This is a genomic window from Bacillus cereus group sp. MYBK139-1, assembly GCF_051916915.1.
Lineage (GTDB): Bacteria > Bacillota > Bacilli > Bacillales > Bacillaceae_G > Bacillus_A > Bacillus_A pacificus.
On the sequence record NZ_JBQAHO010000001.1, the window covers coordinates 998,318 to 1,022,829 of the forward strand.

The window sequence follows — 24,512 nt, forward strand, 5'->3', positions numbered from 1 at the left end:
TGAGAGTGCTTTAAAACGGATACCAAAAATTTTGAAATACATGTAACTTTAAATATACTGCAGTAATTAAAATAAAAATACCTACAAATAAAGCAATGAAATCCCCTCTTTTCGCTTTATTTGTATAGAACCACGTACGTGTATCCTTCTTTCCAAATCCTCTTAAATCCATTGCGTTTGAAACTGTATCGATTCTCTCTAAAGAATGAATAATTAAAGGCCAGAAAATTAAGACACGGTTTTGCATGCGGATCCATAAACTTGCTTCTCCTTTTTCAAAAGCTATTCCTCTCGCCTCTTGGGCATGTTTAATAACTTTATATTCGGACTGAATATCAGGTATATAACGTAATGCAATATTTATCGCATAAGTAATTTTATAATGAATTCGAAATTTACTTAAGCTACTCACAAATTTGCTTGGATCAGTCGTATAAATAAAAATAAGTGTAAATGGTAATAACGTAAAATACTTTAACGAAAGTGTAGCTGCATAAAATAATGTTTCGTATGTAATTGTTGCATATCCAATATACACAAATGAAGTATATGATCCGGTTAATTCAGATCCATGGGTTGGTGTAATAAATAAGATCATAACAGAATTTAATAAACTAAATGTAAATATAACAGTAAAAACAATAAAAATTTTACGAAATGGAATTTTAGCAACTAGAAGTCCGATACATCCAATCATAAATATAAATAGCAATATGCGAAAATCAAAAAATAAAAAAGTAAGTGTCATACAAAAAATAAATAATAACAATTTCACTGATCCGTCCATGCGATGAAAATATGTATTATACACCTTCCTCCCTCCTAATATCATCAAAATAAAGTTCCATAAACCTTTCAGGATTTGCAATACCACTAAATTTAACGAGTTTAAATAAAGAACTCTCCTTTAAGTTCGCTCTTTTTAACGTTTCTGGATGACCTAATACAATAGATGCAGTATTATTCGCAATAACTTCTCCTTCCTTTAGAACTATTGCTCTGTCTGCATATTCTAATGCGAGATTCATATCGTGTGTGATAAAAATAAAGGATATTCCCTTTGCAGCTAGTTTTCTAATAAACGTCATAAATTGTTTATAATGATAATAATCTTGTCCCGCTGTCGGTTCATCTAATATGATAAGTTTTGGATTTATTGTTAGTACAGATGCAATCGTTAATCTCTTTTTTTGCCCATAACTTAATGCCTGAATTGGCCAATTTCGAAATGGATACAAGCCACAAATTTTTAATGTTTCCTCTGCTCTAAGCTTAATTTCTTCCTTCGAAAATTTTTTTAATTTTAATGAAAATGAAATTTCTTCCATTACAGTAGCTTGTGTAATCATATGATTTGGATTTTGCATCACATAAGATATAACCTCACCGCGTTTACGAATAGACCAAGAATTGATATTTACTCCATCAATTAAAATCCTATCATTTTTTGTTTTGTTTATCCCTATAAGACTATGAGCTAGTGTTGATTTTCCAGCTCCATTATGTCCTAGGAGTGCTACTATTTCCCCTTTAAATAGAGAGAAATTTACATTGTCTAATACTTTTTGTTTATTAGGATATGAGAATGACAAATTCTCTACTTTCAATAATTCTTTTTTTGTAGGAGTATCTTTACAAAAAGTTTGCTTCTCCATCCACTCATTTATTACTCCACTAACACTTTCCCTTTGAAGATTTTCAAGTGGGTATATTACGTCATTATTACTGTCAAAATACAATCTCTTTAAGCCTTCTATGTACATAGGTTCTCTTAATCCGATAGATGGTAATATATTTGATGCTAAAATCTTTTCTGGTATGCCTATCGCAACAATTTCTCCTTCATCAATTAAAATGATTTTATCTAAATCTAGGTTTAACATTTCTTCTATTCGATGTTCAATTATTACAATTGTTTTATTATATTGTTTATGTATATCTTTAATAAGTTCTACTGTATGTAAGCTACTAACTGGATCTAAATTTGCTAACGGTTCATCGAACAATAATATATCAGCATTTGTTGTTAACAGACCTGCTAAAGAAACCGTTTGTTTTTGTCCTCCTGATAATTCATGTGGACTTTGTTTATGAAAATTATGCATCTTTACCTTTTTTAATGATTCCGAAACAATCTTTTTCATATCATCTTCATTTACGCATTCATTTTCTAAATAAAAAGCTACATCTTCCTCTACTGTAAGACCAATAAATTGTGCATCTTGATCTTGCAAAATTGTTCCAACCTGTTTACTCTGTTCAAAAATACTTCCTTTCCTTGGGTCTTTTCCGGCAATTAAAATAGTACCAGTACTAGTCCCTTCATAAGAAAATGGGATTAGCCCATTCATACAATGAGCTAATGTCGATTTCCCTGAACCACTTCGCCCAGCAATCAGCACTTTTTCCCCAGGATATATATGAAATGTAACGTCTTTAACAGTAGGCTGCGCTGCATGCTTATATTGAAAGTTGAATTGTTCAAAAGAAATAATTGGTTGCATGTTAACATCCCTACTTTTCAATTTTTAAATGTGTATGTTTCTTATTAGATTTAGCTAACCCTATTGTAATTGGCAATCCAAGAACTAAAAATACAATAACATCAGCAATTGTTGCACCTAATACTTGTATAACAATTTTGTCAAACGGTTCTCCCATCACAATAATATCGAACGCCCCAGCAAATATAATAGCAATGACAATACCAATTAACCCAGTAATAGCTAAATAGGAAATATCTCCTTTATTATATGTCCCGTTTTTCACACTAAAGCCAACTCTTTTTTGAATAAGCCCCATTGCAAAGCCGATAATGCCTGAACTAAAAACCCAGCCCCACCAAATACCCCAGCCAGCAATTGTATCTGTTACGGTATGACCGATAAGTCCTATTAACAGTCCTGCCACTGGGCCAAATAACGCACCAAAAATGGTTAAAATAGCTAACGCAGGTTTAATAAATGTATTGGGTGCAATAGAAAATCCCCAAAGTCCTAATATCCCGTATAATGCTGCTCCAATTCCAATTGCCACTACTAATTTTGTTGATAATTTGTTCATTACAATTCTCCTCTCTTAATAGTCAACTTTTATTACTCTATATTTATTTTGAAAATGAATTATGCATCGACACTCCCTTTCTATACAACAAAAAATGACCTCTTACATAAGAGGTCATTTTCTTTCACGTTCAAGAATCCTCTTATCTTCCAAAAAACACATCGTGTTCTCTGCGGAATTAGCACCTTCCTATAAATATATATAGGGGTTGCTGAGGTTTCATAGGGCCGTTCCCTCCACCTCTCTGGATAAGTATTAATTTGTAATTCGTATTATGGCATTAAAAAAAATAATTTTCAATACTTTTCTAATTATTTTTATTTTTTGTTTAATAGTACATTTAAATCATTGTATTCTTATCGGAATTGTGAAATAATGAATTCAAAATAGTTACGGGAGGAATGTACGATGAAAGTAATCGGTTTAATTGGTGGACTAAGTTGGGAATCTACATCATTATACTATAAACATATTAATACACTTACACTCTCTCAATACGATCAAAATGCAAAGCTTGTTTTATATAGCATGGACTTTGGTGAAGTAACTACTTTATTACAAAATAACCAATATGAAGAAGTGAAAAACGAATTAGTCACCGTTGCAAAGAAGGTTGAAAAATCCGGAGCTGAATGTTTATTAATGTGTTCCAATACGGTCCATTTATTTGCTGAAGAAGTAGAAAGTGCAATATCCATTCCTCTTCTTCATATCGGTGATGTAAGTGCTAAAGTAATGGTAGAACAGAATATAAAGCGTATCGGATTATTGGGTACGAAACAAACGATGGAACAAGACTTCTATAAATCACGACTAGCGAATTATAACATTGAGACAATCATCCCCAATAAAGAGGAAAGAAATTTTATTCATCATGTTATTTTAAATGAATTAAGTAAAGGAATTATTTCAGAAACATCAAAAGAAAAGCTATTACAAATTACAAAATCATTAATTCAAAATGGTGCAGAAGGTATACTACTAGGTTGCACCGAAATACCATTGCTCATTTCCCAAAACGATCTTACTGTTCCTGTTTTTGATACTGCTTTTTTACATGCAAATACTGCTGTGCAGTTTGCAGGATAATTATATAAAAGCATAAAGGTACAGCCTCTATGCTTTTATATTGTCTAAACTATTTATTTAAAAAAGATGTAATCACTGCAATTGCTTCTTTTGAACCACCACATTCTAAAAAACTATCTTTCAGTTTTCGTATTCCATGCTTATACTTTTCATTTGAAAGAACATCGGTTACCGCTTCTTTTAACGTTTGCACATTAACATTCTCTTTCAATAACCGATGCGCTGCTTCAAGCTCAGTTAATCTTTGTGCTATCATTGGCTGGTCTTTATCATGTGGAATGATGACAAACGGGACATTAAAATGAATAGCATCGTGTACACTGTTCATACCGCCATGTGTAATAAAAACATCTGCTTCACTTAATACTTCTGATTGAGGTACGTATGGAGCAATTATAAAATTGTCTGGCGCTTTCTTAATTTCAGAACGATCATTTCTATCACCAATTGCCATTACAACTATTCCATCAAAATCCGAAAAAGCATCAATGCACATATTAAAGAATGGTTCAAGTCCTTCAAGCAGTGTCCCCATTGAAATATATATAACTTCTTTACCTTTAAGCAATTCAAGTGGAAACTCTACATTTGTTTTACGTTTTGAAATACTCGGCCCAATAAAAATGTTATTTCTTCCAAATAAATCACTATTCGGTTGAAAATAACGACTTGTGTACACAAGAGTAATATCTCCCTTGTTATGCATAAATTGAAGATTATTTTTAGGCTTTACTCCAAATCCATGTTCCATTTGATATAGTAACTGTTCAGAAATTTCATCGGGTTGAAATGTTATTTCTGCATTTGGATGAAAAGGTAATGTCTCCAAAAATTTTGGAGGAATTAAAAATATAGGAGAAGAAACTATGCCTGGAATTTGTAAATATTCCTTTACTAACTCTCCAGCGCCAAATATATCATAAATTACGAAATCAAAATGTATGTTTTCACATAATTGTTTCGTAATTTCTAATATATATAAAGAAGTTTGAACATGTACACGAAAGAAAGAATTCAGCCCATCTGGAGTTTCAGAGTCAATAGAAATCTCCTTTAATAAATCTGGATGTGTATATACAGTAGCTCCCAAATCTTCAATTCTGTCTTTAAATTGTTCTGTCGTAATATAATGTACGTGATCACCCCGTTCCGTATAGGCTTTGACTAAACTTAATGTAGGATTTACATGTCCCTCTGCTGGAAAATTAACCACTAAAATATTTAGCACTTATTTCTCACTCCTTACATTTCAATTCGCTTCTTAAGCATACTGTAATTATTACCGTCAATCTTCACCTAATAGTCCTAATATACTTGCTACTTTAGATTGATAAATAATTATCAGTTATTTAATTAAAAAAAGCATCTACATAAGTAGATGCCAAACCGTGATAAGGAGTGTTCTGTGAGGTTAGAATAAGCTTTTCAGCTTGTCCTATGCTATCAATATATGATTAATTTTATAAAGCGTGAATAGTTGATAGTTTGATTTTACATCTCTATCACCCATTTTGAATTTATTCCTACATAAGACGACTCTAGTTTCTATAACATTTCGTATTTTTTAATCTTCTTGAGAGCTATCTATTTTTGTAGTTTCTCCAGTCAACCGCTTATTTTTCAATTCAAAATAAGCATCTAAAACTTCTTTTCCAATATCAGAGTTAATACCAGATTTATCATTAATAACCCACGGCACAACCACAGAGAATGCTACTTCAGGATTATCATATGGCGCATATCCTGCTAACGTTAAATTATAACATTTTCTTCTTTCACCCTTTTCATTTCTTCCGATATCACTTTCTCCACCGTAAACTGTCTGTGCTGTCCCTGTTTTACCTGCTGGTTTATAAGAGGCTTTTTGGAACGCCCTTACTCCTGTTCCATCACCTTCTTGGAATACCCTTCTAAATCCTTCTTTTACTTGATTTATATATTCCTCTTTCATATCTATTTTATTTAAAACGATTGGCTCTACTGCATGTACCACTTTACCAATCTCATTTTTTTGCGACGTTTGCTCTCTTACCTCTTGAACAATTTGTGGCTTCATTCGATATCCACCGTTTGAGATTGTTGAAATATACTGTACGAGCTGGAGTGGTGTATATGTGTCATACTGGCCAATTGAGTAGTCTAATAAAAACCCAGGTTGATTATCTTTTTTACCAATTTGTCCAGCTGTTTCATTCGGTAAATCGATACCCGTTGGAACACCTAATCCAAATTGCCCGAAATAATACCTCATTTTATCAAAGTACTCCTGCTTAATGTTTAATGAACTATTTTTCACATAATCCACACCAGCAATTTTTAATGCTGTATGAAACATATAAACGTTTGAAGAGACTTGTAACGCTCTTAAATCATCAATATTACCAAAATCTTTCCAAGACTTTTTTTCCTTAGTTCCTTTAAACTTCATGGGTGCATCATAAAAATATGTACCTGGAGTTATAGCTTTTGTTTCAAATCCAGTTAAAACTGTCGCACCTTTCACTGTTGATCCAAGCTCATATGAACTAGTCATTGTGCCTAATGCATAGTCTTCAACTTCTGTTTTCCCGTCTTTTTCTACAAGTCTTTTTCCAGCCATGGATAATACTTGTCCGTTTTTCGGATTCATCATCACAACGAAAGCACGGTCCAACATAGATTCTGACCCTTTATATATCTTTAATATTTTTTCAATACTTTCTTCTACTTTTTTCTGCAACTCCATATCTATTGTTAAAGTTAAATTCTTACCACTCTTTCCCTCAGAAACAGTTTCCGTTCTTATTGTATTACCTTGTTTATCTGCAACACTTCTTATTTCTTTTTTTGAACCATGCAGTACATCTTCGTATTGTTGTTCGATATAACTTTTTCCAACTCTATCATTTCGGCTATAATCACGTACTAAATAGTAATCTAATCGCTCACCTGGTAATCCTTCATCGGAATTAGAAACATTTCCAAGAACAGATCGGAATAATCCATCATTTACATACACTCTCTCCCAATCAACCGACACATCTACACCTGGGAGATTTGCTAAACCTTCACTAATTATAGTAAATTCCTTTTCACTAACATCTTTTTTAATAATTTGAGGAGCCATTTGATAACCAGAAGTCATCTTACTTTTAATAGCTAACACTTTAATATCTTTATCTGTTAAATCCTGAAGATTTTTATCTGTAACTCGTTTTCTTTTTAACTCTTCAATTTTTTTATCTAAATTTTTTCCGGTAATATCTTTATCTCTGAACTTATTTATTTCTTTTTTAGATACTAATTTTTCAGTTAGTTTCGGATTTAATTGCATCCAAAAATCTTTCTTATCCGTCTCAGTTAGCTTGTCTATATCTTCTTGTGGTATTTCAATTATGTCTGCAAGTTGTCTTGCTGTTTTTAATATTTCTTCTGATTTTACACCTTTCATCTTTGTATATGTAATTGTACGTAAAGACTTATTATCAACTACTGGATTCCCTTCTCGGTCAAATATTTTTCCCCGCGGCACAGAAAGGCTTACGGTTGCATTTTCTCTCTTCTTCACTTCATTTTTATACGTCTCACCATCGATAATTTGTACTTTACCTAATTGTATAATCATGGCAGAAAACAATATAAATACACATAAGAATAAAATGTTTAACCGCATCGGTACTGCTCTACCGCTTTTTTTCTCTTGTTTTTTCACCTTGTCATAACCTCCTCCTTACTGTATTTCTATTAATAATTGAATCTATATATTAAAAGTAATGCACATTTTCTATACATTACTTTGCACAAATACTAATATATTGATAAAAACTTAATAGAAATTAAAGCAAATCTAAAGAAAAGGTAAAGTTTTCTAAATTAAATACAAAAATACCCAATAACCAAAAACTTAGCTTTTGGTTATTGGGTATTTAATAATTTAAGAGTTAATAATTGGACGTATCGATTCAAATCTATCATCATAATCTGATAAAGGCTTTTTACTCTGAAATTTTGGCAAGTAAATCGTTACTGTTGTTCCGACGCCAACCTCACTCATAATACTTATATTCCCTTGATGACTTTCAATAATTTTATAACTTAACATCAATCCAATACCGGTACCTTTTTCTTTCGTACTATAAAAAGGTTCGCCTAATCTTTTAATTCGTTCTTCAGGTATTCCTATTCCTTTATCAATTACACTTATAATGATACCATCTTTTCCTATTTCTTTTATGTGAATTGAAATTCTCCCACCATCTGGCATAGCTTCGATTGAATTTTGCAAAATGTTAATAAATACTTGTTTCAGTTGATTTTCTGAGCATTCAATGATTATATCTTTAGAATCTGCATATAATTCAACTTGAATATTTGTCATAATTGCTTTTGTATTTATTAACGAAACGACATTTTTAAATATTTGATAAATATTTTTCTTTTCGGTGCTTAGTTCATCTGTTTTAGCAATCGACAAAAATTCTTGAAGAATCGCTTCTATTCTTTCAATTTCAGAAAGCATTAAATCAAAATATTTTTCTTGATCTTCTTTATTAATTTGAAATAGCTGTATAAAGCCTTTAATGACTGTTAATGGATTTCTAACTTCATGAGCAACACCAGCTGCTAATTGACCGATTGCTGCAAGTGTATCTGATTTATTTAGCAATTCTTCTGTCTTTTTCCGCTCTGTAATATCACGTACAATAATCATAATTTTATCATGCAATAACGGTAAACATCTAGCTTCGAAGAAATCGATACTTTCATTAATTGTAAGTGGATATTCCACAATTACATTTGTCCCTTTTTCTTTCACTTGACAAATTGCTTCTTGAAATTTTTTTGCTACTGTAGATGGTAATACTTCGTAAAACTTTTTTCCCATAAAAGCTTCTGCGGGTACGTAACATTTTGTAGGGGATCCTGCTTTATAATCAATAATTGTTCCATCATCTTCCGTTAAGAAACATAAATCTGGTAAAGCCTGAAAAATTAATTCTAATTCAGACGTTTGTTGTTTTAATTTCTCTTCTATTGCTTTTAAATGTGTAATATCCACACCAACAGCCCAATAACTAAATCCACTTACAGGAAACTGTTCTGATATATTGGACCACATTATCGTTTTAATTTCACCATTTTTACAAGTTAAACGCATTTCCCAGTCTCTAAAGTTCTTTCCACGAGTCAAAAATTTCTTTTGTATCTCGTGACGATAATCATGATCCGGATACAGTAATCGAAGTGCGTTTGGATTTCCAATTACCTCTTCCGCAGTATAGCCTGTCACAATTTCACATTCGCGATTCCACAAAACAAAATCTCCATTATAATCAAGTGCATCAACCATAACAGGCATGTTTTGTAAGATTGTATGTAGTTCCTCCTCTTTTCGAGTAAGTAACGTTGTATTTTTATTTTGAAATCCTTTCATTACTCCATCTATAATTAAATTTGAAAGCATTTCAAAGTATTTTTGGCAATTGAAAATTTCACTTTTCTGAGACCATACAACAAAAGATCCTAAATATTGATTGTATAAAAAAATGGGGATTTCAAGTTTGGGAAGTTTACATATTTTCTTTTCATTTATTCCAAATGAAAATATACATTCTTTTTCAGCATCAAGAAGTTGATGTGATATGTTGGTTAATTGATAAAATTGTTCTGCCATGGTTTCTATTGTACTCACATCAATAAGTTCCATTAGCCGCGCATTCATTCCTTTTTCACCTCAATATGTAAAATTCATACAAATTTTAAATTCATACTTCTCCATTATACGAAGAATGTGCCTGTAGGTATATAGCTGAAGAATAATTATTCGAACAAATTTTATTTTTCAATTAAAAAGAAAAAATATATCCGTACAAAATTGAAACTCTAATTAGTAAGTTTTTTCATCACCGATTAATTATTAGCTGTGCCAATCATGATCTTTTATGTTGCACAAACTCTCCTTAGCTCCTTACATTTGTTAAGTTTTGACATGAATTCATACGTATTAGTTGTATTATAAAAATGCATTAAATATAAAGTTCATAAAATTTTCACAATTACTATGAAAAATATAAACATTTATTCCAATATATTCTATATAATAAAATGTAATAAGGCTTCTATGGATCTCATAGAATACCTTACCCCTAATAAAAAGAAAAAAAGAATCTATTTAGATTCTTTTTTTCTTTTTATATTACATTACATATTTATATAAAGCATGTGCAACACCATGTTCTTCATTAGTCAAAGTTTCATATTGACACATCGCTTTTATTTCTTCGACTGCGTTCCCCATTGCAATTGATAGATTTGCTTTTTCCATCATGGATACATCGTTTAACCCATCACCTATCGCTACAGTATTTTCAACTGGAATATTTAGATGTTCCGCTAAAGTATATAGTCCATTTCCTTTTTGAGCGTCTCGATGATTAATCTCTAAATTATGCCAATATGAAGATGTAATTGCTAAATCAGTATTATGCAGAAACGTTTCTTTTAACTTTTTTAATTTTTCCATGTCATAAGAAAATGGTAAAAGCTTATGCACATGTATATCTGTTTCTACAATTGGTTTACAACTTTCTGCACTAAGAAATGCTGTATGTTCAAGGTATAATGCTGCGATCGTTTCCAACTCTTTCAAATCGATATTTTCATTTGAATGTTTCACATAATCGATTTCATTGCGTACACTCTCTACTCCATATTCCGGTACGTACACACCTTTATTAGTATAAAGCTGATAATATAATCCATTTTCTTCAAGATAATTCACAATCTCGAGCGCCTGCATATTTTGAATTGGATATCTCTTCATCATTTTTTTATCATTATATATAAGCGCACCATTTTCGGCAATAATTGGACAATCCAAATTAACTTCTAACAACAATCGTTCAATATCGACGATAGAACGACCTGTACAAATTGCTACAACATGACCAACTTCCTGACATTTTCGAATTGCTTCTGCATTCTCGTTACTAATCATTTTGTTCCCCGAAAGAAGAGTTCCATCTAAATCAATTGCGATTAATTTCATTATTTCTTCACCACTTTCTATATATACACGAGCTCATGTTAAACAAAAGGTATCGTTTTCATACCACTCTCGTAAAGCACTCTTTATTTATAATTTATGAAAAGCGTTTCAGGTCAAGAAATAATTATAAATAAAATCCAAAGCAAAGGCTTTGGATTTTAAACTATGAATTATAACGAATATATTTTGTCTCACACGTGTATACATTTTTTTCTTTAGTTGGAACGTAAACTTTAAACTTTTCTAAACATTTTCCGTAAATATGAATTGTGACAACGCTTTCATTTTTATCTATTTCAAGAATGTGACAATCAGCTGGTGGAATGACTTTATCTGTTTCTCCTTCTCCCAAATAAAGATTTCCTGTATGAGTTAAATAAACAAGTGAATTTTCAAGCTGCTTAGTTTGTATAAAGTTCTGCACCATTATTCTTCCTGTAAATACACCTTCTACTCCCCATGTGCCATCATGATCATGCAAAGGAGTCGATTGTCCATCTTTCCATACAAGAGCTAATACTTCAAAACGATTTAAAGGATCTTCATATAATAAGTGTCGTGCATATTGAGCCGAATTCGCCTGCTGTTTTTCTAACGGAAGCCATGTTTTCTTTTCTAAAAGTTCTTCTAATAATTTTTCAATCCCACAAACCATTTGATCTTCTAACAAATTACTATTTATTAAATCCGTTACAGCTTTAATAAATGTTTGGAACGTCTTACTTCCATTACACGTTAACATAAGCATCCTCCTCTACTCTTATTCACACACTTCCATACTAAATAACCAACTAAAATTTCACAATTGAGAAATAAAAAAACAAGGTACAGTAAATTTGTACCTTGCTGAACAGTTTATTGAGTTTTTAAGCAGATAGGTAAGAATTTCAAAGTTTGTTCATTTTCCAATATACATTGTTCTAAATTGAACGATGGAGATAATGCTATCTTTTCAAAAGCATTTATAAAGGTAGTTAATGCAATCTCAGCTTCTAAACGTGCAAGTGGTGCCCCTAAGCAAAAGTGAGGACCTTTACCAAATGTTAAATGCTTTTCATTTCCTATTCGGTGTATATTAAATTTAGAGGCTTGCGAAAACTTTTTCTCATCTAAATTTGCTGCACTTACCCACGCAACCACCATTTGATCCTTTTTCATCAAAGGGCCAAATATATTTGTATCCTCTGTAATTCTCCTAGCTAATGTAATGGGAAAGCGATAGCGTAATACTTCCTCAATTGCTTTTGAAATTAATGTAGGTTCTTCTCTTAATTCTTTATATGTTCCTGGTGAATCCACTAAGAAACAGTAAAAACTATTAATAATTAAATTTGTAGTTGTTTCATTACCAGCCGCTAATAAACCCAATGAAAAAGTAACAATTTCTTCATCAGTTAATCTTTCTCCTTCATATTCAGCTCGTATTAAATCTGAGATAATATCATCCGTTAAATGGTATCTCTTTTCCTGAACGATTGGTAGAAGATATGCTTTAAATTCATTTAGTGCTATCCCCTTTTCTACATCCAGATCATTAAACTTTTCTTTACTATACGGCATAAATAAAATATCAGACCATGCTTTAATTTTTTTGCGGTCAGTTGTTGGCACTCCTAACAAATCGGATATAACAGTAACAGGTAAAGGAGCAGCAAACTCTTCAACGATATTAACTTCACTATATTTTCCAATATGTTGTACAAGTTCATTTGCGATAGCCTGTATTCGAGGTTTCCATTGTTCTAAACTCCTTGGAGTAAATGCTTTAGAAACGATAGAACGTACATTGCGATGTTCTGGTGGATCAGTAGAATTAATATTGATTCGAGTTTCTAAAGGAGGGATTGAGAATTGTCTTCGCTCCCTTCTACTTGAAAACAGGCGATAGTCTGATAAAACACGATTTACGTCCTCATACAAAAATACATTCCAAACATCTTGCTCTTCATCATAATGTACTGGGTGATTATCCCTCATAAATTGATACCACTCATACGGATTCCACAATTCCTCTTTCGTTTTCAGCTTTGAAATTTCATGAACTAAAATCACATTTTCAGGCGAAGCCATAGTCCTTTCCTCCCTTTTCTTTTACAATAAAAGTGATAGGTCGGTAATTCAAAGTTGTATAATCTAACATATGTTATTTTAACATATACTAAAGGGGATTTTTCGTAGGAGAACTTGAGAAATAAATAAGGGGGATTTTTATGTATGTTGATATTTTATTGCTCGCAGAATTGACGTCAGGGCCAAAATATGGGTATGAAATAAAGAAAAATATTCAAAATCGGTTAGGAGAGAATTTTGAATTAAATCATAATATGCTTTATCCTTCTCTTCGACGTTTTGAGAATATGGGGGCTATAACGAAAAAGGTACATACACAAGTCGGAAAACCAAACCGAAATATGTATGACATTACTGAAACAGGAGAAGAAATCTTTTCTGAAATGTTACGCGAGTTTCCCGAAAAACTCGCGACAAACAATGCAGAATTTCTTGTTCGTATCGCGCTATTTGAAAAACTTGATTATGAAGCTAGAAAAGAAATTTTAACAATACGCCAAAACGTACTACATAAACAGCTTACTGCTATTCAATCTTTAGATGCTAGCTCATCTTTTATTACAGAAGTCATTGAATTTAGTAAATCACGTATTGAACATGAATTGCTTTGGATCACATCACTGATGAAGAAAATATGAAAAAAGAAAAGAAAAGTTAAAAACAGTGAATGAAAATGAGATTTATTATCAATACTATAATTAATAAAAGGGCAACCACGATTTGGCTACCCTTCAAAAATTTATACTTCCGGATCGAAAGTTTTGCAATCTGTTTCTTCTGTAGTCGATGCTTGTTTTCCTTTATGACTTACTACATAAATTGCGTCTGCGCTACATTTATTACCGTTAGCCCAAAATTTACAATTGTTTACTTCACATAAAACGTCTTGTGCCATAGTATCACACCTCCTCGTTCTATTATCATTAACAAAATTCGGAGGTATGATACTCTTTGTTATGCATTTTTTATTCCATTTTTAGCTTTCTTAATGGCTCTATATCCCCTTGTACAATAGCATCTATATTTTCAGTTATTTTTTCAATATCAAAATGCCACCATTGAATTTGCAGTAATTCCTCTATTATTGTATTTGTAAATCGTTCCTTTATTTTATTTGCGGGGTTTCCACCAACAATTGTATATGGTGCAACGTCTCTAGTCACAACAGATTTAGCTGCAATGATTGCACCATCTCCTATTTTGATTCCGGGCATAATTGTTGCATCCATACCAATCCAAACATCATTACCTATGACTGTATCCCCTTTGTAAGGTAGATCAGACAAACTAGGTGTATGCTTCTCCCACCCATTTCCAAATATATTAAATGGATATGCCGAAAATCCATCCATCCGATGATTCGCTCCGTTCATAATAAAGGTAACTCCATTTGCAATACAACAAAACTTTCCAATGATAAGGCGATCTCCAAGAAATTCATAATGATGTATTACACGCTCTTCAAATGTTTCTCCATCTTTCGCATCATAATATGAATAGTATCCGGCGAGTATATTAGCTTTCGTTATTGTATTTTTTATAAAGTGAACATTTTTATTTCCTTCAATGGGATATTTAACATTTGGATTAGGATTCATGTTGCACAGCACTTCCTTTACCGTTTATTTTACTTTCTACCGCTATTACTGGCTTTAAATTGTATATAGGTAAAATAAATAATAATCCAATTATAAATAGTAAAGCTGTGCCTTCATACATTGTACTTAATGAGAACATTTCTTTTAATGAACCAGCAATACTCATTGTTACTACCATTGAACCAGTGAATAATGGACTTAAAATGCCATTTACACGACCAATAAAATCTGTATCGCTATTTTGAATAATAAGCGTATTAATACCTATTTGAATACATGGAAGAGCTAACCCACTAAAAAGTTGTGCTATGAGTGTTACCCATAAATTTGTAGAATAACCTATAATACCGATGCCGATTGCCTGACCGAGCATACCGATAATTAACATTTTTTGCGGCGCAACGTTTTTTGCAAATACCATCGCTAAAGCACCGCCAACAATCATTCCTGCACCATTTACTGTTAGTAACCATTGTAAACTCTCTTTTGATAATCCTAACTGCTCAGTTACAATAAAAATACCTAACGGCTGAATTAAACCAATTCCTAGTCCTGCTGCCATAAAACAAAGCCCTAGCAAAGTTAATGCTTTTTTCTTTTTCACATATTTAATACCATCAAGCATTTCCTGTAACAGAGTGATTTCTTTCTTCTCATTATCATTCTCAAGATCTTTCGGAAGAAATAATAACACAGCTGCTGCAAGTAAAAAAGCAATACCTGTAATAATGATTGAAATATAAATTCCAAAACTATGAAAAATAAATGTTCCAAGAATCGGTCCTAACACCATAAATATCGCAAATATTGTTTGATAAATAGACATCGCTAATTGAATTTGTTCTGCCGATAAATGCTGTTTAAATAATTTCATTCCAGATGGTTGAGAAAACTGTGAAAGAATTGCAGAAATGAGCGTTACAAAAAATACGATTTTCCACGTTCCAAACATTAGAGTAATTAATACTGCAAATACTGATAAAGAACTTAAAGTCTCACACCATATCATAGTCCTCTTCGGCTTCCACCTATCAGCAAAAGTACCGCCAATAAAGGAAAAGATGAAAATTGGAGCAAACTCCGCCACTGAAATCATCGAAATAGCAAAAGCATCACCTTTTGTCATTTCCATTACATAAAGTAATACCGCAAAGTTCCGAACCCATATTCCAATTTGTAAAAATAATGCTGATGCTAAAATCCCTTGCACAAACCGATTTTTTAATACTTGTGATACCCCATTGTTTTGTTTCGTTACTACATTTGTCGACATAAAAAAGCCTCCTATTTCATGTTCTGAACAGGAGGCAGCACAAATCATATAAAAAGACTATATATTCGCAGAGCGAAATACATCCCTTTTCTATAAATGTACAGACTAACCCTATTCAGAAGAATATTTCGTTTTTTAACGAAGATCTCTTATAAATAGAATTAGTTGATCATTGGGATGTTTTCACCCTTCCGTTTCGAATTTAAATTACACATACATACTCTATGTAAAACATTTTCAATGTATGCATGTCTCCCTTTAACTATTCTAGAAAGTTAAAGGCAATTCCTCTAAAGAACGCATTAAATAGTTACCTTGCCATTTAATGTCTTTACGATCGCCTTTTATTTGTAGGTCAGACATTCGTTTGAACAAAGTAGTAATAGCAATCTTTGCTTCTAACCTCGCAAGTGGAGCTCCTAAGCAGAAATGACTACCATGGCCAAAGGCAATGTGACGGTTGTTCTCCCGTGTAATATCAAATATTTCTGGATTTTCAAACACAGTTTCATCACGGTTCGCTGAAGCCAATGCGATAATAACCATATCTCCTTTCTGTATTGTTTGATGGTGAATTTGAAAAGGTTCTGCTGCCCATCTTGCAGTTGTAACCTCAACTGGAGAATAATAACGTAATCCTTCCTCAATAGCCGAATCAATTAGTTTTGGATTATCTTTTAATAACTGTAATTGATTTGGATTTTCAAGAAGTGCTAATACCGTATTTGTAATTAAATTCACTGTCGTCTCATGTCCTGCTACAATTAATAGCATTATCATTGAATATAGTTCCCGAGCGCTCAGTTTATGCCCTTCACTCTCTGCAAGTATTAAAGCACTCACCAAGTCTTCTTTTGGCTCTTTTCGTTTCATATCAACTAAATATTGAAGATATGTAATAAACTCAGATAGTTGTTTTTCAGTTTCTTTTATTTCTTCAGGTGTTTCTGGTGATGCAATAACAGCATGAGACCAAATTCTAAATTTCGCTTGATCTTCTTTTGGAATACCGAGCATCTCACTTATCACAATAATTGGTAATGGAAATGAATAATCGTCCACAAGATTTAATGTACCTTTTCGCTCTATATCACTTATCAAATCATCTGCTATTCTCTGAATTCTTCCGTCTAATTGTGCAATCATCTTCGGTGTAAAAGCTTTTTGAACTAAAAATCGTAAACGACTGTGGTTAGGTGGATCTGAATTTAGCATATGTGTTGTTAAGTGGTCACTATTATCAACGGAAAGATACATGTTCTTTGTATCTTGAGAAAACACATTTGTCCAATCTTTTTTTAAACGATTATCTTTTAAAAGTGGCAGAGCATCTTCATATCTAGTAATAAGCCATTCTTTACCGATTTCAACTTGGTTTACAAATAATATTGGTTGTTTTTTTCTCGATTCTTTATAAATTTCATACGCATCTTCTTTAAACTGAGCTGAAGCTAAATTAATGCCATCCTCTATGCTTAACCCAACTTTATTTTTCATTGACATTGTATTCCCTCACTCTCATTTGTTGTTGAAAACCAACCCAACATATGCATTATACTCTAATAAAAACGAGAATATTGTAAATTTTTAATCAAAATCTTACTTCGTATATTGAAAAATAAAAAGTGAGAAAGTAAAATCGTTTCACTCCCTCACTTCTCTTTATGCGAAGCACATAAAATTACTAATTTGTTGATAGCGATAACTTACTTTACGACGACGACCACCTTGCCACGTGTAACCTGATACTCCATTTCTTCTCACTTCAGTCGGGAAGAACCATAAATCCCTTCCGAAAGGACCAGGACGATGTAAGCGTAAATAGCCCCATCTTCCTAGACAGTTACACATCCAGGATTTCATATTACCTGGTTGTGCAGGAGAAGCAAATGTAGACGGTAACGACGGCGTTTGTGACGGAGGTGGTGACGTTGGAGCATCTTCCGCATCATCTGGTCTGTAATCTTCTTGTTCAATATCTCTCACTTCATTTGTAGGTTCATACCCGTAGTTTTGTGGATTATAATACATCGCTTGATCATATGGATAATTTTGCTGGTTATACATATTAATAAATCACCTTCTTTTCATTCATTTCCTTTACCATTCATATGTGATATGCCCTCTCTGGGAAGCTTATGTATAGCCTAAATTCAACAAAAAATAAAGCTCGTATTTAAAAATACGAGCTTCTTCATAAACGAAATAGATGTATTATTTTCTTAATTTCACACTATAGAAACGCATTTCATCTAATGAACCTTCAAATTCAAATACTTCTTGTTTAATTAATTCCTTTAAGCGATATTCTAAAAACGTATCGCCAACTGATTGTTCTACAAGACCAAGTGCTTCACCAATTACTCTAGGAGCTTTTAGGAATTCTTGATCAGCACCTATACTTTTCGCGCATTCAATAATAAATTGATCAAAATAATTTTCTTGTACAGAACGTACTTCATTGTCTGTCCAAACTCTTAAAAATTCCGTACTTTTCGATAGACTATCCCACTCATGTTCAAACTGCGTACGTTTCTCTACAGTTAAATACGGCAATTTTACAAAACTTTTTTGAATTAGAGCTAAACTTTCAGGTGCTAACTCTCCAGTTCCACGAATCGCATACTCTAGTTTTAATATTTTTTTACTTGCATCAGATGTATTCATAACGCGAATATTTTTCTTATCTTTTAATTGCGCCATTACAAAACATAGACCTACATGTTCATGTGCGTTATCGGCTTTCCAAATTGTAATAGGGGTTTCAATAGGTATAGCGTGTAGTTCTTCTATAGTTTCTAAAAACCTTGGTAAATACTCTTCTTCAAAATAATTTTCATAAGCATTTAAGTTGTTTACTAACCATTTCTGTCTTGCTAGTTGCCCTTCATTCATATGTAACTTATTTATCGGCCCAATTGAAAAGAATTCAGAAAAAGCAACGACCATCTCTTCCAATCGTTCTTCTTGACCAAGCATATGCTTTAAACATCCAGCTGTTGAATCATCAAAAGCAATATGTACGTGTAAGCTTTCTTTTACATTTCTTTTATAAGATGTATTACTCGTTAGTTGCTTAGAAATATCCATCAAATTTTTAATAGTATCTTCACTATACTTTTCTTCTAATAAATTTAATTGGATTAGAATACTTTGAAGTAAATATTTTGCTTCATCTTCGTGCATATCCTCTACAGCATTTTTAATTTTATCTATCATGTAAATCCCTCTATTCATTTCAAAAATAACGTAGATTATAGTGTATCATTTAAGTGTTACTCTTTAAAAGTTTTTTAGTCAAATCATGTATTAAAAAGATTGCTAAATAACCTTTTGTAAATCTTTTTATTTAAATGTATAATTATATAGAAAATAAAAATTATAGGAGCTATGTATATGGAGAAATTATTTCCTAATTATAAACATTATCTAAAAAATTGGAGATTTATATTTATTTGTATATTACCTACTATCGCCTTTTTATATGCTTTTGATGTCATCTTTGAATTACTATTTCATCAAGATTTCTATTTATCTAACTTAATTTTTGCTATTATTTTATTTTTAATATTTATTAACATCAAGGACATGTTTAAAATTGAAAGTTAAAGAACTGAATAAAAAAGAGCACCCTGTAATCAGATGCTCTCATGTGATAGAGGTTTTTTCTGAGTATTAAGTAGGACACGATGGTCTTGTCCCACTATCTAATATATGCTTGTACTTATTTTTTGTGCATGTACGAAGTATCACTATACATTCTCTTCATAAATTCATTGTACAATTAACATATTTATACATAAAAAAACATCCCCCTTGGATGTTTTTTATGTACCGATTTTTAAGCTTCCATAAACTTTGCCGGTACACCAATTTTTTCAACTACAGAGGATATATTAGTAGGATTAATCATTACATTTTCAATACTAACTAATTTATTTTCTAATAGTCCATTCTCTGTCGTAATAAGTTCTTCAAACCGTTCTAAAGTCATCGAAAATTTATGTTCACTTCCACCATTCATACTGACTTTTACATACTTCATCGTGCACCCGCCTTTCATAATAATCTATAATTCGATAAAAAGGCGCTTACATCCTTTTTATTTACTACTAGATTTTTCACTTTTACACTTGCCACTTTACGTTTATATTCATTATCAAGAAAACAGGTACTATTTTAATGTTCACGTAATAATTGCTAGTAAGAATGATAAAGATAAAAATGCACAAAGCGGTATATATAAAACAGTATCCATTTTAGCAAAACGCGTATCTTTTTTTCGCTTAAAGATGCCAAAATAATGAAACTCACCTATTACTCTAATGAAAAAAATAATCATACAAACCCAAGATCCGATTTGAACAATAATAGTAGGAAATGAAAAATGAATAATATTTGTTTGTTGTAATAAAATTATTGCGGCCATACTTAGTAATAACGCAATGAACAAAGTCATCCCTGTACCTGGTGTAAATGCCTTTTCCCCAGCTTTTGTTGGAATGATACTATTTGTCGCCCACTTACCTCCAAAAGCCCAATAAACATGTAAAAAGCTAACTAAAAATAATATACAGACAGAAATATATGTAATAATAAGCATTTTGTCCTCCTATTATTTTATTTAAGCCCTCAACTTTAGAGTATGCTATAAATTTCACCTTAGCAATCAATTTTTAATAACATAAAAACCCCTTAATGATTTTTCTTAAAATTGATTAATCATTAAGGGGCTTTTAACTTCATTATGCATTATACCGATTTCTACGACGTTCCATCCTCGTTTGACCTTGAGCAGTCTCTTCTTTATATTGAGGTATTTGCTCTGTCATTTCATATGTTGCAACTGCAGTTGGTTCTTCGTAATTATGCTCACGTATTTTTTCAGGCGTTTTTTGTTTCGATACTTTTCCACCGAACTTAAATAATTTTAACTTAAATTTCGGTAATCTTGGGATCGGAATCTTAAATGATCGCTTTTTACGTTTCTTTTTTTGTTGAAATAAAGTTATATTTTCTTTATAATCCTCTTCTTTACGGTGTAATAACATAGCAATTAATCCACCTAATATAAGTCCACCAACTAAAAGCATAAGATATTTGAAATGACTTGTCATTAAACTCGACATACGTTCAAGTATAACTAACGACTGCACTTCTTTAATATCCCATAATAAAGCGGCCCATAATGCGAATAAACCGAAAGTAAGTCCATATGTACGAAAACGGAATAAACATGGAATTAAAGCGACACAAGCGGCAATTTTCGCGTTCGCTATAATTGAACTTGTTGAAATATCTTGATGCCAAATTACTAGCAGTAATGTTATAAATGGCGCATAAGCTATCCAACTACATATACGTGAATATATTTTTTTCGCAAAATAGCTACCGAAACTAGTAAAAAATAAAAGGCCTCCAATATATAAAGATTGTTCTAATGGGATTTGCTTCATAATTCCTGCAACTGGAAAGAGGCCGCTCAATAGCATTAATAGCACATCTAACTTCTTCACAATTCCTCATTCCTTTCAAATTTCTTTTGAATCAATTCATATTACTTTTCCAAATAAGATGTTTTTTATTTCTAAAAAACATCTTAATCCTGTATGCAAATAAAGTAAATACGTAAAAGAGAAGATACATGACAAATGATATCCTTATTTACATGAAAAAATGACAAATCCTGACCGATATAAGGAACAGGATTTGTCTATTATTATTTACAGCAGAATAATTGAATCTTTCTTTTCTATCTTTATTATATCTACATCCAGTTCATCATCAAACTCTTTAAACTCTCTTGCATCTATATCAGTCATATACCCTTTTATTACTTTCGCCATATGCATGGAATACGGCATGTGTACATCCTTTTCCAACAGCATACTTGTATTACAGCACATGTAATGTATCATTTTGGCAATATAATTCCTTTCTACTGCTTTTATACCTAGCGGTAGAATTTCAAGTATGTATCGCTGCAATGTTTCACTACCATTAAGCGAATATTCACCAGTGCTATAATACATTCCTTTTTCATCTACATATAAACTCGTACCATCCAGTATATCGTCACATTCTATTGCACCATATTTTGGCACATCAAAAGATGTATTTATTCTAATAATATTTAAGTTTGGGACTTTTAACACATCTGGAAAAAATTCAGGGAAAGTATCTATATCAATTTTTTTATTTTGTAACTCTTTTATCCAATGTTTTCTTACATTCGCATCTATAATGAAATATACTTGTTCACTTCTTTCTTTTGCATGTTGTAAAATTCCTCTTAATGTTTCAGAAACAAATTGTTTAAATTGCATCCCCATATCATTTCGCTTTGAAGGCTGTGGTAAAAAGGTATTATGCTTATTTACATGTAATAATAAACGATCAATCGTTTGCCAATCTGTATTCCCATATAATTTATATGAAATTTCTTTACCTTTTATTTGTGAAATAATAGGTAAGAAATCAAATTTCGAGATTCGTTCAATTGATAAACTAACATATGTACAAGGTAAATTTATCTTATTCCAACTACGTTTCAAAAATCCTTTTTGTTCTAATAAACTAAGAAGGCAATTTATAATTGTTTTACGAGATACACTTTGACCTATAAATAAATTAATAAATGCTGAAATACGGTTTGTTCGTGCAAATCCTTCTCTAACAATTTGCTTTGGATCAATTTTTTCACGTCCATCACAATTTTTCATTGCAATTAACGCCAATGTCGCATCATTACGCTCACCTGCAGTAGCATAAACCGCTTTCATAACATCCTCTACTAAATTCGTTTTATACTTTTGGCAATATTGCATTTTATATGGATTTTGCAATACCTTTTCAATATTACATCTTACTATTTTTAACAGCACTGGCGAATCTGCATTTAATATATATGATGACTCACTAATTTGAGCTAACACAATTTCACTTTCAAATAACGCTTGTTCTACTTCCATCGATATTTTTTCAGACCATATTTCTAACGTTATAGTCTCTAATCCTTTTGGTGCAATTAAAGGGAATACTTCATTTTTATTATTTATTGCTAGTTTTTTACATTCTGGTAGTAATGTGAAATAAGTGAATTTTTGCTGAAACCCTTTAAATAAATACTCTCTTTCCTCTACTTTTATACCAGGTTTTATTTTAGTACCTTGAACTTTATATATTCTTTCATTGTATGGAAGCAACACCCTAAGATTTTCTCCCAGCATATAATCTTTCGGATATTGAAGAATATGCTCCAATTCAACTTCTCCACCTATATGAAAATCATCTTTTAAATTTCTAAATATCTTTATCCACTTTATACCATTTGTAGCTTGTTGTACTTTTAGTTTTACAAACCGAACTTTTTTATTATTCGATGCAAGTTCTGGAGTAGAAATTAAAATCATGCCTCGTTTTCGTCTTAAAAGCAAAGGAATGTCTGGATGGTTATATTCTTGATAAAACCTCCGAATTCCTATTGAAACATTTAATAATGGAATGTTCTCTCCTCCGCGCGTTATATATTCGAACCGATATACATAGGCGAAATAATCTTGTGTTTTTTCGTCTTTAATAGGCTCCGACATAGCCTCGCAAATATTTTGTGATCTAAGAGGAGAAAAATATATATCTTCTTCGTGTATGTTTTCTAACTGTAAAGGCCGTTCACAAAAAATATGTGAAATTAAAGCGGGCACCCACCTAGAATATACTTCATTATCATGTAATACTGTTAAATTAGAAATTAAATCGTAATGCCATTCATATTTTGGTGAATCTATTAATTTATTAGGTTTCCAATCATGAATAATCTCATACCAACTTTGAAAAATATAATCAAGTTGTTCTTTTCTAATAGGTTCTTTACATACAATCCATGGTGTATTTTCATTTAATACATATGGATTATGCTGAATAAATAATATATCAGAAAACATATCATATAATCTTTCATTCAATCGTTTCAACTTACTCGTTAATAAAAATGTCTTATAATGTATCTCTACAATATCGAGCCATTCAATAGGAAAATATATAAATGATACGCTTTCGTTTAAAAGAGGTTCTATTATATTTTCAAATGTTAACAACTTTAAATTTTCCATAAAATGATTACTTCCTTTCTTCATTTTTCTTGATCTCAAAAAACTAAAGTATCATCACATAATTTAATTATTTAAAAAGAGAAGCAAATACCGCTTATCCGACTTATATATTAATGACATGACTCTGATAAAAGTTAAAAGAAATTTTCATACATAGCCCTCCTTTTATATCATAAATACAATACATTAAGATTATACAATATAAGTAACGTATTGTATTTGGGATTTACAATAATTTTACAAAAGATTATAAAAGAGGTATTGACCATACATATGTATAT

At 31.5% G+C, this 24,512-nt stretch carries 22 protein-coding genes and 1 riboswitch; of the genes, 3 read left to right on the forward strand and 19 right to left on the reverse strand.

Annotated elements, in window-relative coordinates; genetic code table 11:
- Nucleotides 1-10: 10 nt before the first annotated feature.
- From ACTFRS_RS05145 to ACTFRS_RS05155, 3 genes are read right to left on the reverse strand one after another with little or no spacing between them, the layout of a single operon-like run.
- A complete protein-coding gene (locus ACTFRS_RS05145) occupies nucleotides 11-811 on the reverse strand; it encodes an energy-coupling factor transporter transmembrane component T family protein (RefSeq protein WP_440024056.1) in 801 nt (266 codons plus the stop codon).
- Nucleotides 804-2,504, reverse strand: a complete 1,701-nt coding sequence (locus ACTFRS_RS05150) for an ABC transporter ATP-binding protein (RefSeq protein ID WP_440024054.1) — start codon at nucleotides 2,502-2,504, stop codon at nucleotides 804-806. Before ACTFRS_RS05150 ends, ACTFRS_RS05145 begins: the two co-directional genes overlap by 8 nt.
- A 10-nt stretch (nucleotides 2,505-2,514) precedes the next feature.
- Nucleotides 2,515-3,063 carry an ECF-type riboflavin transporter substrate-binding protein gene (locus tag ACTFRS_RS05155; RefSeq protein ID WP_001038197.1) on the reverse strand — a complete coding sequence of 183 codons (549 nt, stop codon included), beginning with the start codon at nucleotides 3,061-3,063 and terminating at the stop codon, nucleotides 2,515-2,517.
- A 139-nt stretch (nucleotides 3,064-3,202) separates the two neighbouring features.
- Nucleotides 3,203-3,318: riboswitch (SAM riboswitch) on the reverse strand.
- Nucleotides 3,319-3,471: 153 nt separating this feature from the next.
- Here ACTFRS_RS05155 and ACTFRS_RS05160 point away from each other — a divergent pair.
- The gene (locus tag ACTFRS_RS05160) at nucleotides 3,472-4,152 is read left to right on the forward strand and encodes an aspartate/glutamate racemase family protein (protein ID WP_139865706.1); all 681 of its coding nucleotides are present in this window, start codon (nucleotides 3,472-3,474) and stop codon (nucleotides 4,150-4,152) included.
- A gap of 49 nt (nucleotides 4,153-4,201) precedes the next feature.
- Here ACTFRS_RS05160 and ACTFRS_RS05165 read toward each other — a convergent pair whose 3' ends face one another.
- From ACTFRS_RS05165 to ACTFRS_RS05190, 6 genes are all read right to left on the reverse strand, one after another.
- Complete coding sequence (locus tag ACTFRS_RS05165) at nucleotides 4,202-5,380, reverse strand: macrolide family glycosyltransferase (RefSeq protein ID WP_440024052.1); 1,179 nt, start codon at nucleotides 5,378-5,380, stop codon at nucleotides 4,202-4,204.
- A 336-nt stretch (nucleotides 5,381-5,716) separates the two neighbouring features.
- A complete protein-coding gene (locus ACTFRS_RS05170) occupies nucleotides 5,717-7,843 on the reverse strand; it encodes a peptidoglycan D,D-transpeptidase FtsI family protein (protein ID WP_440024050.1) in 2,127 nt (708 codons plus the stop codon).
- A gap of 222 nt (nucleotides 7,844-8,065) precedes the next feature.
- Nucleotides 8,066-9,853 carry an ATP-binding protein gene (locus ACTFRS_RS05175; RefSeq protein ID WP_440024048.1) on the reverse strand — a complete coding sequence of 596 codons (1,788 nt, stop codon included), beginning with the start codon at nucleotides 9,851-9,853 and terminating at the stop codon, nucleotides 8,066-8,068.
- A 474-nt stretch (nucleotides 9,854-10,327) separates the two neighbouring features.
- Nucleotides 10,328-11,179: a Cof-type HAD-IIB family hydrolase gene (locus tag ACTFRS_RS05180; RefSeq protein ID WP_139865702.1), complete on the reverse strand. Its 852-nt coding sequence runs from the start codon at nucleotides 11,177-11,179 to the stop codon at nucleotides 10,328-10,330.
- A gap of 163 nt (nucleotides 11,180-11,342) precedes the next feature.
- The gene (locus tag ACTFRS_RS05185) at nucleotides 11,343-11,921 is read right to left on the reverse strand and encodes a cysteine dioxygenase (protein WP_440024045.1); all 579 of its coding nucleotides are present in this window, start codon (nucleotides 11,919-11,921) and stop codon (nucleotides 11,343-11,345) included.
- Nucleotides 11,922-12,034: 113 nt separating this feature from the next.
- A complete protein-coding gene (locus ACTFRS_RS05190; RefSeq protein WP_000158000.1) occupies nucleotides 12,035-13,249 on the reverse strand; it encodes a cytochrome P450 in 1,215 nt (404 codons plus the stop codon).
- Between the two features lie 140 nt (nucleotides 13,250-13,389).
- Between ACTFRS_RS05190 and ACTFRS_RS05195 the strand changes: the two genes are divergently transcribed.
- A complete protein-coding gene (locus ACTFRS_RS05195; protein WP_062822557.1) occupies nucleotides 13,390-13,887 on the forward strand; it encodes a PadR family transcriptional regulator in 498 nt (165 codons plus the stop codon).
- A gap of 101 nt (nucleotides 13,888-13,988) precedes the next feature.
- Here the strand turns inward: ACTFRS_RS05195 and ACTFRS_RS05200 are convergent, their stop codons facing one another.
- The 6 genes from ACTFRS_RS05200 to ACTFRS_RS05225 form a co-directional block, all read right to left on the reverse strand.
- A complete protein-coding gene (locus ACTFRS_RS05200) occupies nucleotides 13,989-14,144 on the reverse strand; it encodes a DUF1540 domain-containing protein (RefSeq protein ID WP_000046091.1) in 156 nt (51 codons plus the stop codon).
- Between the two features lie 70 nt (nucleotides 14,145-14,214).
- Nucleotides 14,215-14,847 carry a Vat family streptogramin A O-acetyltransferase gene (locus ACTFRS_RS05205; RefSeq protein ID WP_139865700.1) on the reverse strand — a complete coding sequence of 211 codons (633 nt, stop codon included), beginning with the start codon at nucleotides 14,845-14,847 and terminating at the stop codon, nucleotides 14,215-14,217.
- The gene (locus ACTFRS_RS05210) at nucleotides 14,837-16,120 is read right to left on the reverse strand and encodes an MFS transporter (RefSeq protein ID WP_440024042.1); all 1,284 of its coding nucleotides are present in this window, start codon (nucleotides 16,118-16,120) and stop codon (nucleotides 14,837-14,839) included. The genes ACTFRS_RS05205 and ACTFRS_RS05210 overlap by 11 nt, the downstream gene beginning before the upstream one ends.
- Nucleotides 16,121-16,387: 267 nt before the next feature.
- Nucleotides 16,388-17,623 carry a cytochrome P450 family protein gene (locus tag ACTFRS_RS05215; protein WP_139865698.1) on the reverse strand — a complete coding sequence of 412 codons (1,236 nt, stop codon included), beginning with the start codon at nucleotides 17,621-17,623 and terminating at the stop codon, nucleotides 16,388-16,390.
- A gap of 159 nt (nucleotides 17,624-17,782) precedes the next feature.
- Nucleotides 17,783-18,187, reverse strand: coding sequence for a hypothetical protein (locus ACTFRS_RS05220; RefSeq protein WP_139865697.1), 405 nt, complete (start codon nucleotides 18,185-18,187; stop codon nucleotides 17,783-17,785).
- A 147-nt stretch (nucleotides 18,188-18,334) separates the two neighbouring features.
- Nucleotides 18,335-19,339, reverse strand: coding sequence for a DUF1835 domain-containing protein (locus ACTFRS_RS05225; protein ID WP_440024039.1), 1,005 nt, complete (start codon nucleotides 19,337-19,339; stop codon nucleotides 18,335-18,337).
- Between the two features lie 177 nt (nucleotides 19,340-19,516).
- Here ACTFRS_RS05225 and ACTFRS_RS05230 point away from each other — a divergent pair, with 177 nt between their 5' ends.
- Nucleotides 19,517-19,729 (forward strand): hypothetical protein, encoded by a 213-nt coding sequence (locus ACTFRS_RS05230; RefSeq protein WP_139865695.1) that lies wholly within the window; start codon nucleotides 19,517-19,519, stop codon nucleotides 19,727-19,729.
- A 232-nt stretch (nucleotides 19,730-19,961) separates the two neighbouring features.
- On the opposite strand, the gene ACTFRS_RS05235 is transcribed toward ACTFRS_RS05230, so the two are convergent.
- The 4 genes from ACTFRS_RS05235 to ACTFRS_RS05250 form a co-directional block, all read right to left on the reverse strand.
- Complete coding sequence (locus ACTFRS_RS05235) at nucleotides 19,962-20,165, reverse strand: hypothetical protein (RefSeq protein WP_000878375.1); 204 nt, start codon at nucleotides 20,163-20,165, stop codon at nucleotides 19,962-19,964.
- A 141-nt stretch (nucleotides 20,166-20,306) separates the two neighbouring features.
- Nucleotides 20,307-20,723, reverse strand: a complete 417-nt coding sequence (locus ACTFRS_RS05240) for a DUF3995 domain-containing protein (protein WP_440024037.1) — start codon at nucleotides 20,721-20,723, stop codon at nucleotides 20,307-20,309.
- A 142-nt stretch (nucleotides 20,724-20,865) separates the two neighbouring features.
- Nucleotides 20,866-21,636 (reverse strand): DUF3959 family protein, encoded by a 771-nt coding sequence (locus ACTFRS_RS05245; RefSeq protein ID WP_242293592.1) that lies wholly within the window; start codon nucleotides 21,634-21,636, stop codon nucleotides 20,866-20,868.
- Nucleotides 21,637-21,843: 207 nt separating this feature from the next.
- Nucleotides 21,844-24,231, reverse strand: a complete 2,388-nt coding sequence (locus ACTFRS_RS05250; protein WP_439194721.1) for an RNaseH domain-containing protein — start codon at nucleotides 24,229-24,231, stop codon at nucleotides 21,844-21,846.
- Nucleotides 24,232-24,512: the final 281 nt, after the last annotated feature.

Excerpts from the sequence above, each read along its gene's own strand:
- ACTFRS_RS05150 (WP_440024054.1), bottom strand. The coding sequence starts at position 2,504 with ATGCAACCAATTATTTCTTTTGAACAATTCAACTTTCAATATAAGCAT.
- ACTFRS_RS05155 (WP_001038197.1), bottom strand. The coding sequence starts at position 3,063 with ATGAACAAATTATCAACAAAATTAGTAGTGGCAATTGGAATTGGAGCA.
- ACTFRS_RS05160 (WP_139865706.1), top strand. The coding sequence starts at position 3,472 with ATGAAAGTAATCGGTTTAATTGGTGGACTAAGTTGGGAATCTACATCA.
- ACTFRS_RS05175 (WP_440024048.1), bottom strand. The coding sequence starts at position 9,853 with ATGAATGCGCGGCTAATGGAACTTATTGATGTGAGTACAATAGAAACC.
- ACTFRS_RS05180 (WP_139865702.1), bottom strand. The coding sequence starts at position 11,179 with ATGAAATTAATCGCAATTGATTTAGATGGAACTCTTCTTTCGGGGAAC.
- ACTFRS_RS05185 (WP_440024045.1), bottom strand. The coding sequence starts at position 11,921 with ATGTTAACGTGTAATGGAAGTAAGACGTTCCAAACATTTATTAAAGCT.
- ACTFRS_RS05190 (WP_000158000.1), bottom strand. The coding sequence starts at position 13,249 with ATGGCTTCGCCTGAAAATGTGATTTTAGTTCATGAAATTTCAAAGCTG.
- ACTFRS_RS05195 (WP_062822557.1), top strand. The coding sequence starts at position 13,390 with ATGTATGTTGATATTTTATTGCTCGCAGAATTGACGTCAGGGCCAAAA.
- ACTFRS_RS05200 (WP_000046091.1), bottom strand. The coding sequence starts at position 14,144 with ATGGCACAAGACGTTTTATGTGAAGTAAACAATTGTAAATTTTGGGCT.
- ACTFRS_RS05205 (WP_139865700.1), bottom strand. The coding sequence starts at position 14,847 with ATGAATCCTAATCCAAATGTTAAATATCCCATTGAAGGAAATAAAAAT.
- ACTFRS_RS05210 (WP_440024042.1), bottom strand. The coding sequence starts at position 16,120 with ATGTCGACAAATGTAGTAACGAAACAAAACAATGGGGTATCACAAGTA.
- ACTFRS_RS05215 (WP_139865698.1), bottom strand. The coding sequence starts at position 17,623 with ATGTCAATGAAAAATAAAGTTGGGTTAAGCATAGAGGATGGCATTAAT.
- ACTFRS_RS05220 (WP_139865697.1), bottom strand. The coding sequence starts at position 18,187 with ATGTATAACCAGCAAAATTATCCATATGATCAAGCGATGTATTATAAT.
- ACTFRS_RS05225 (WP_440024039.1), bottom strand. The coding sequence starts at position 19,339 with ATGATAGATAAAATTAAAAATGCTGTAGAGGATATGCACGAAGATGAA.
- ACTFRS_RS05230 (WP_139865695.1), top strand. The coding sequence starts at position 19,517 with ATGGAGAAATTATTTCCTAATTATAAACATTATCTAAAAAATTGGAGA.
- ACTFRS_RS05235 (WP_000878375.1), bottom strand. The coding sequence starts at position 20,165 with ATGAAGTATGTAAAAGTCAGTATGAATGGTGGAAGTGAACATAAATTT.
- ACTFRS_RS05240 (WP_440024037.1), bottom strand. The coding sequence starts at position 20,723 with ATGCTTATTATTACATATATTTCTGTCTGTATATTATTTTTAGTTAGC.
- ACTFRS_RS05250 (WP_439194721.1), bottom strand. The coding sequence starts at position 24,231 with ATGGAAAATTTAAAGTTGTTAACATTTGAAAATATAATAGAACCTCTT.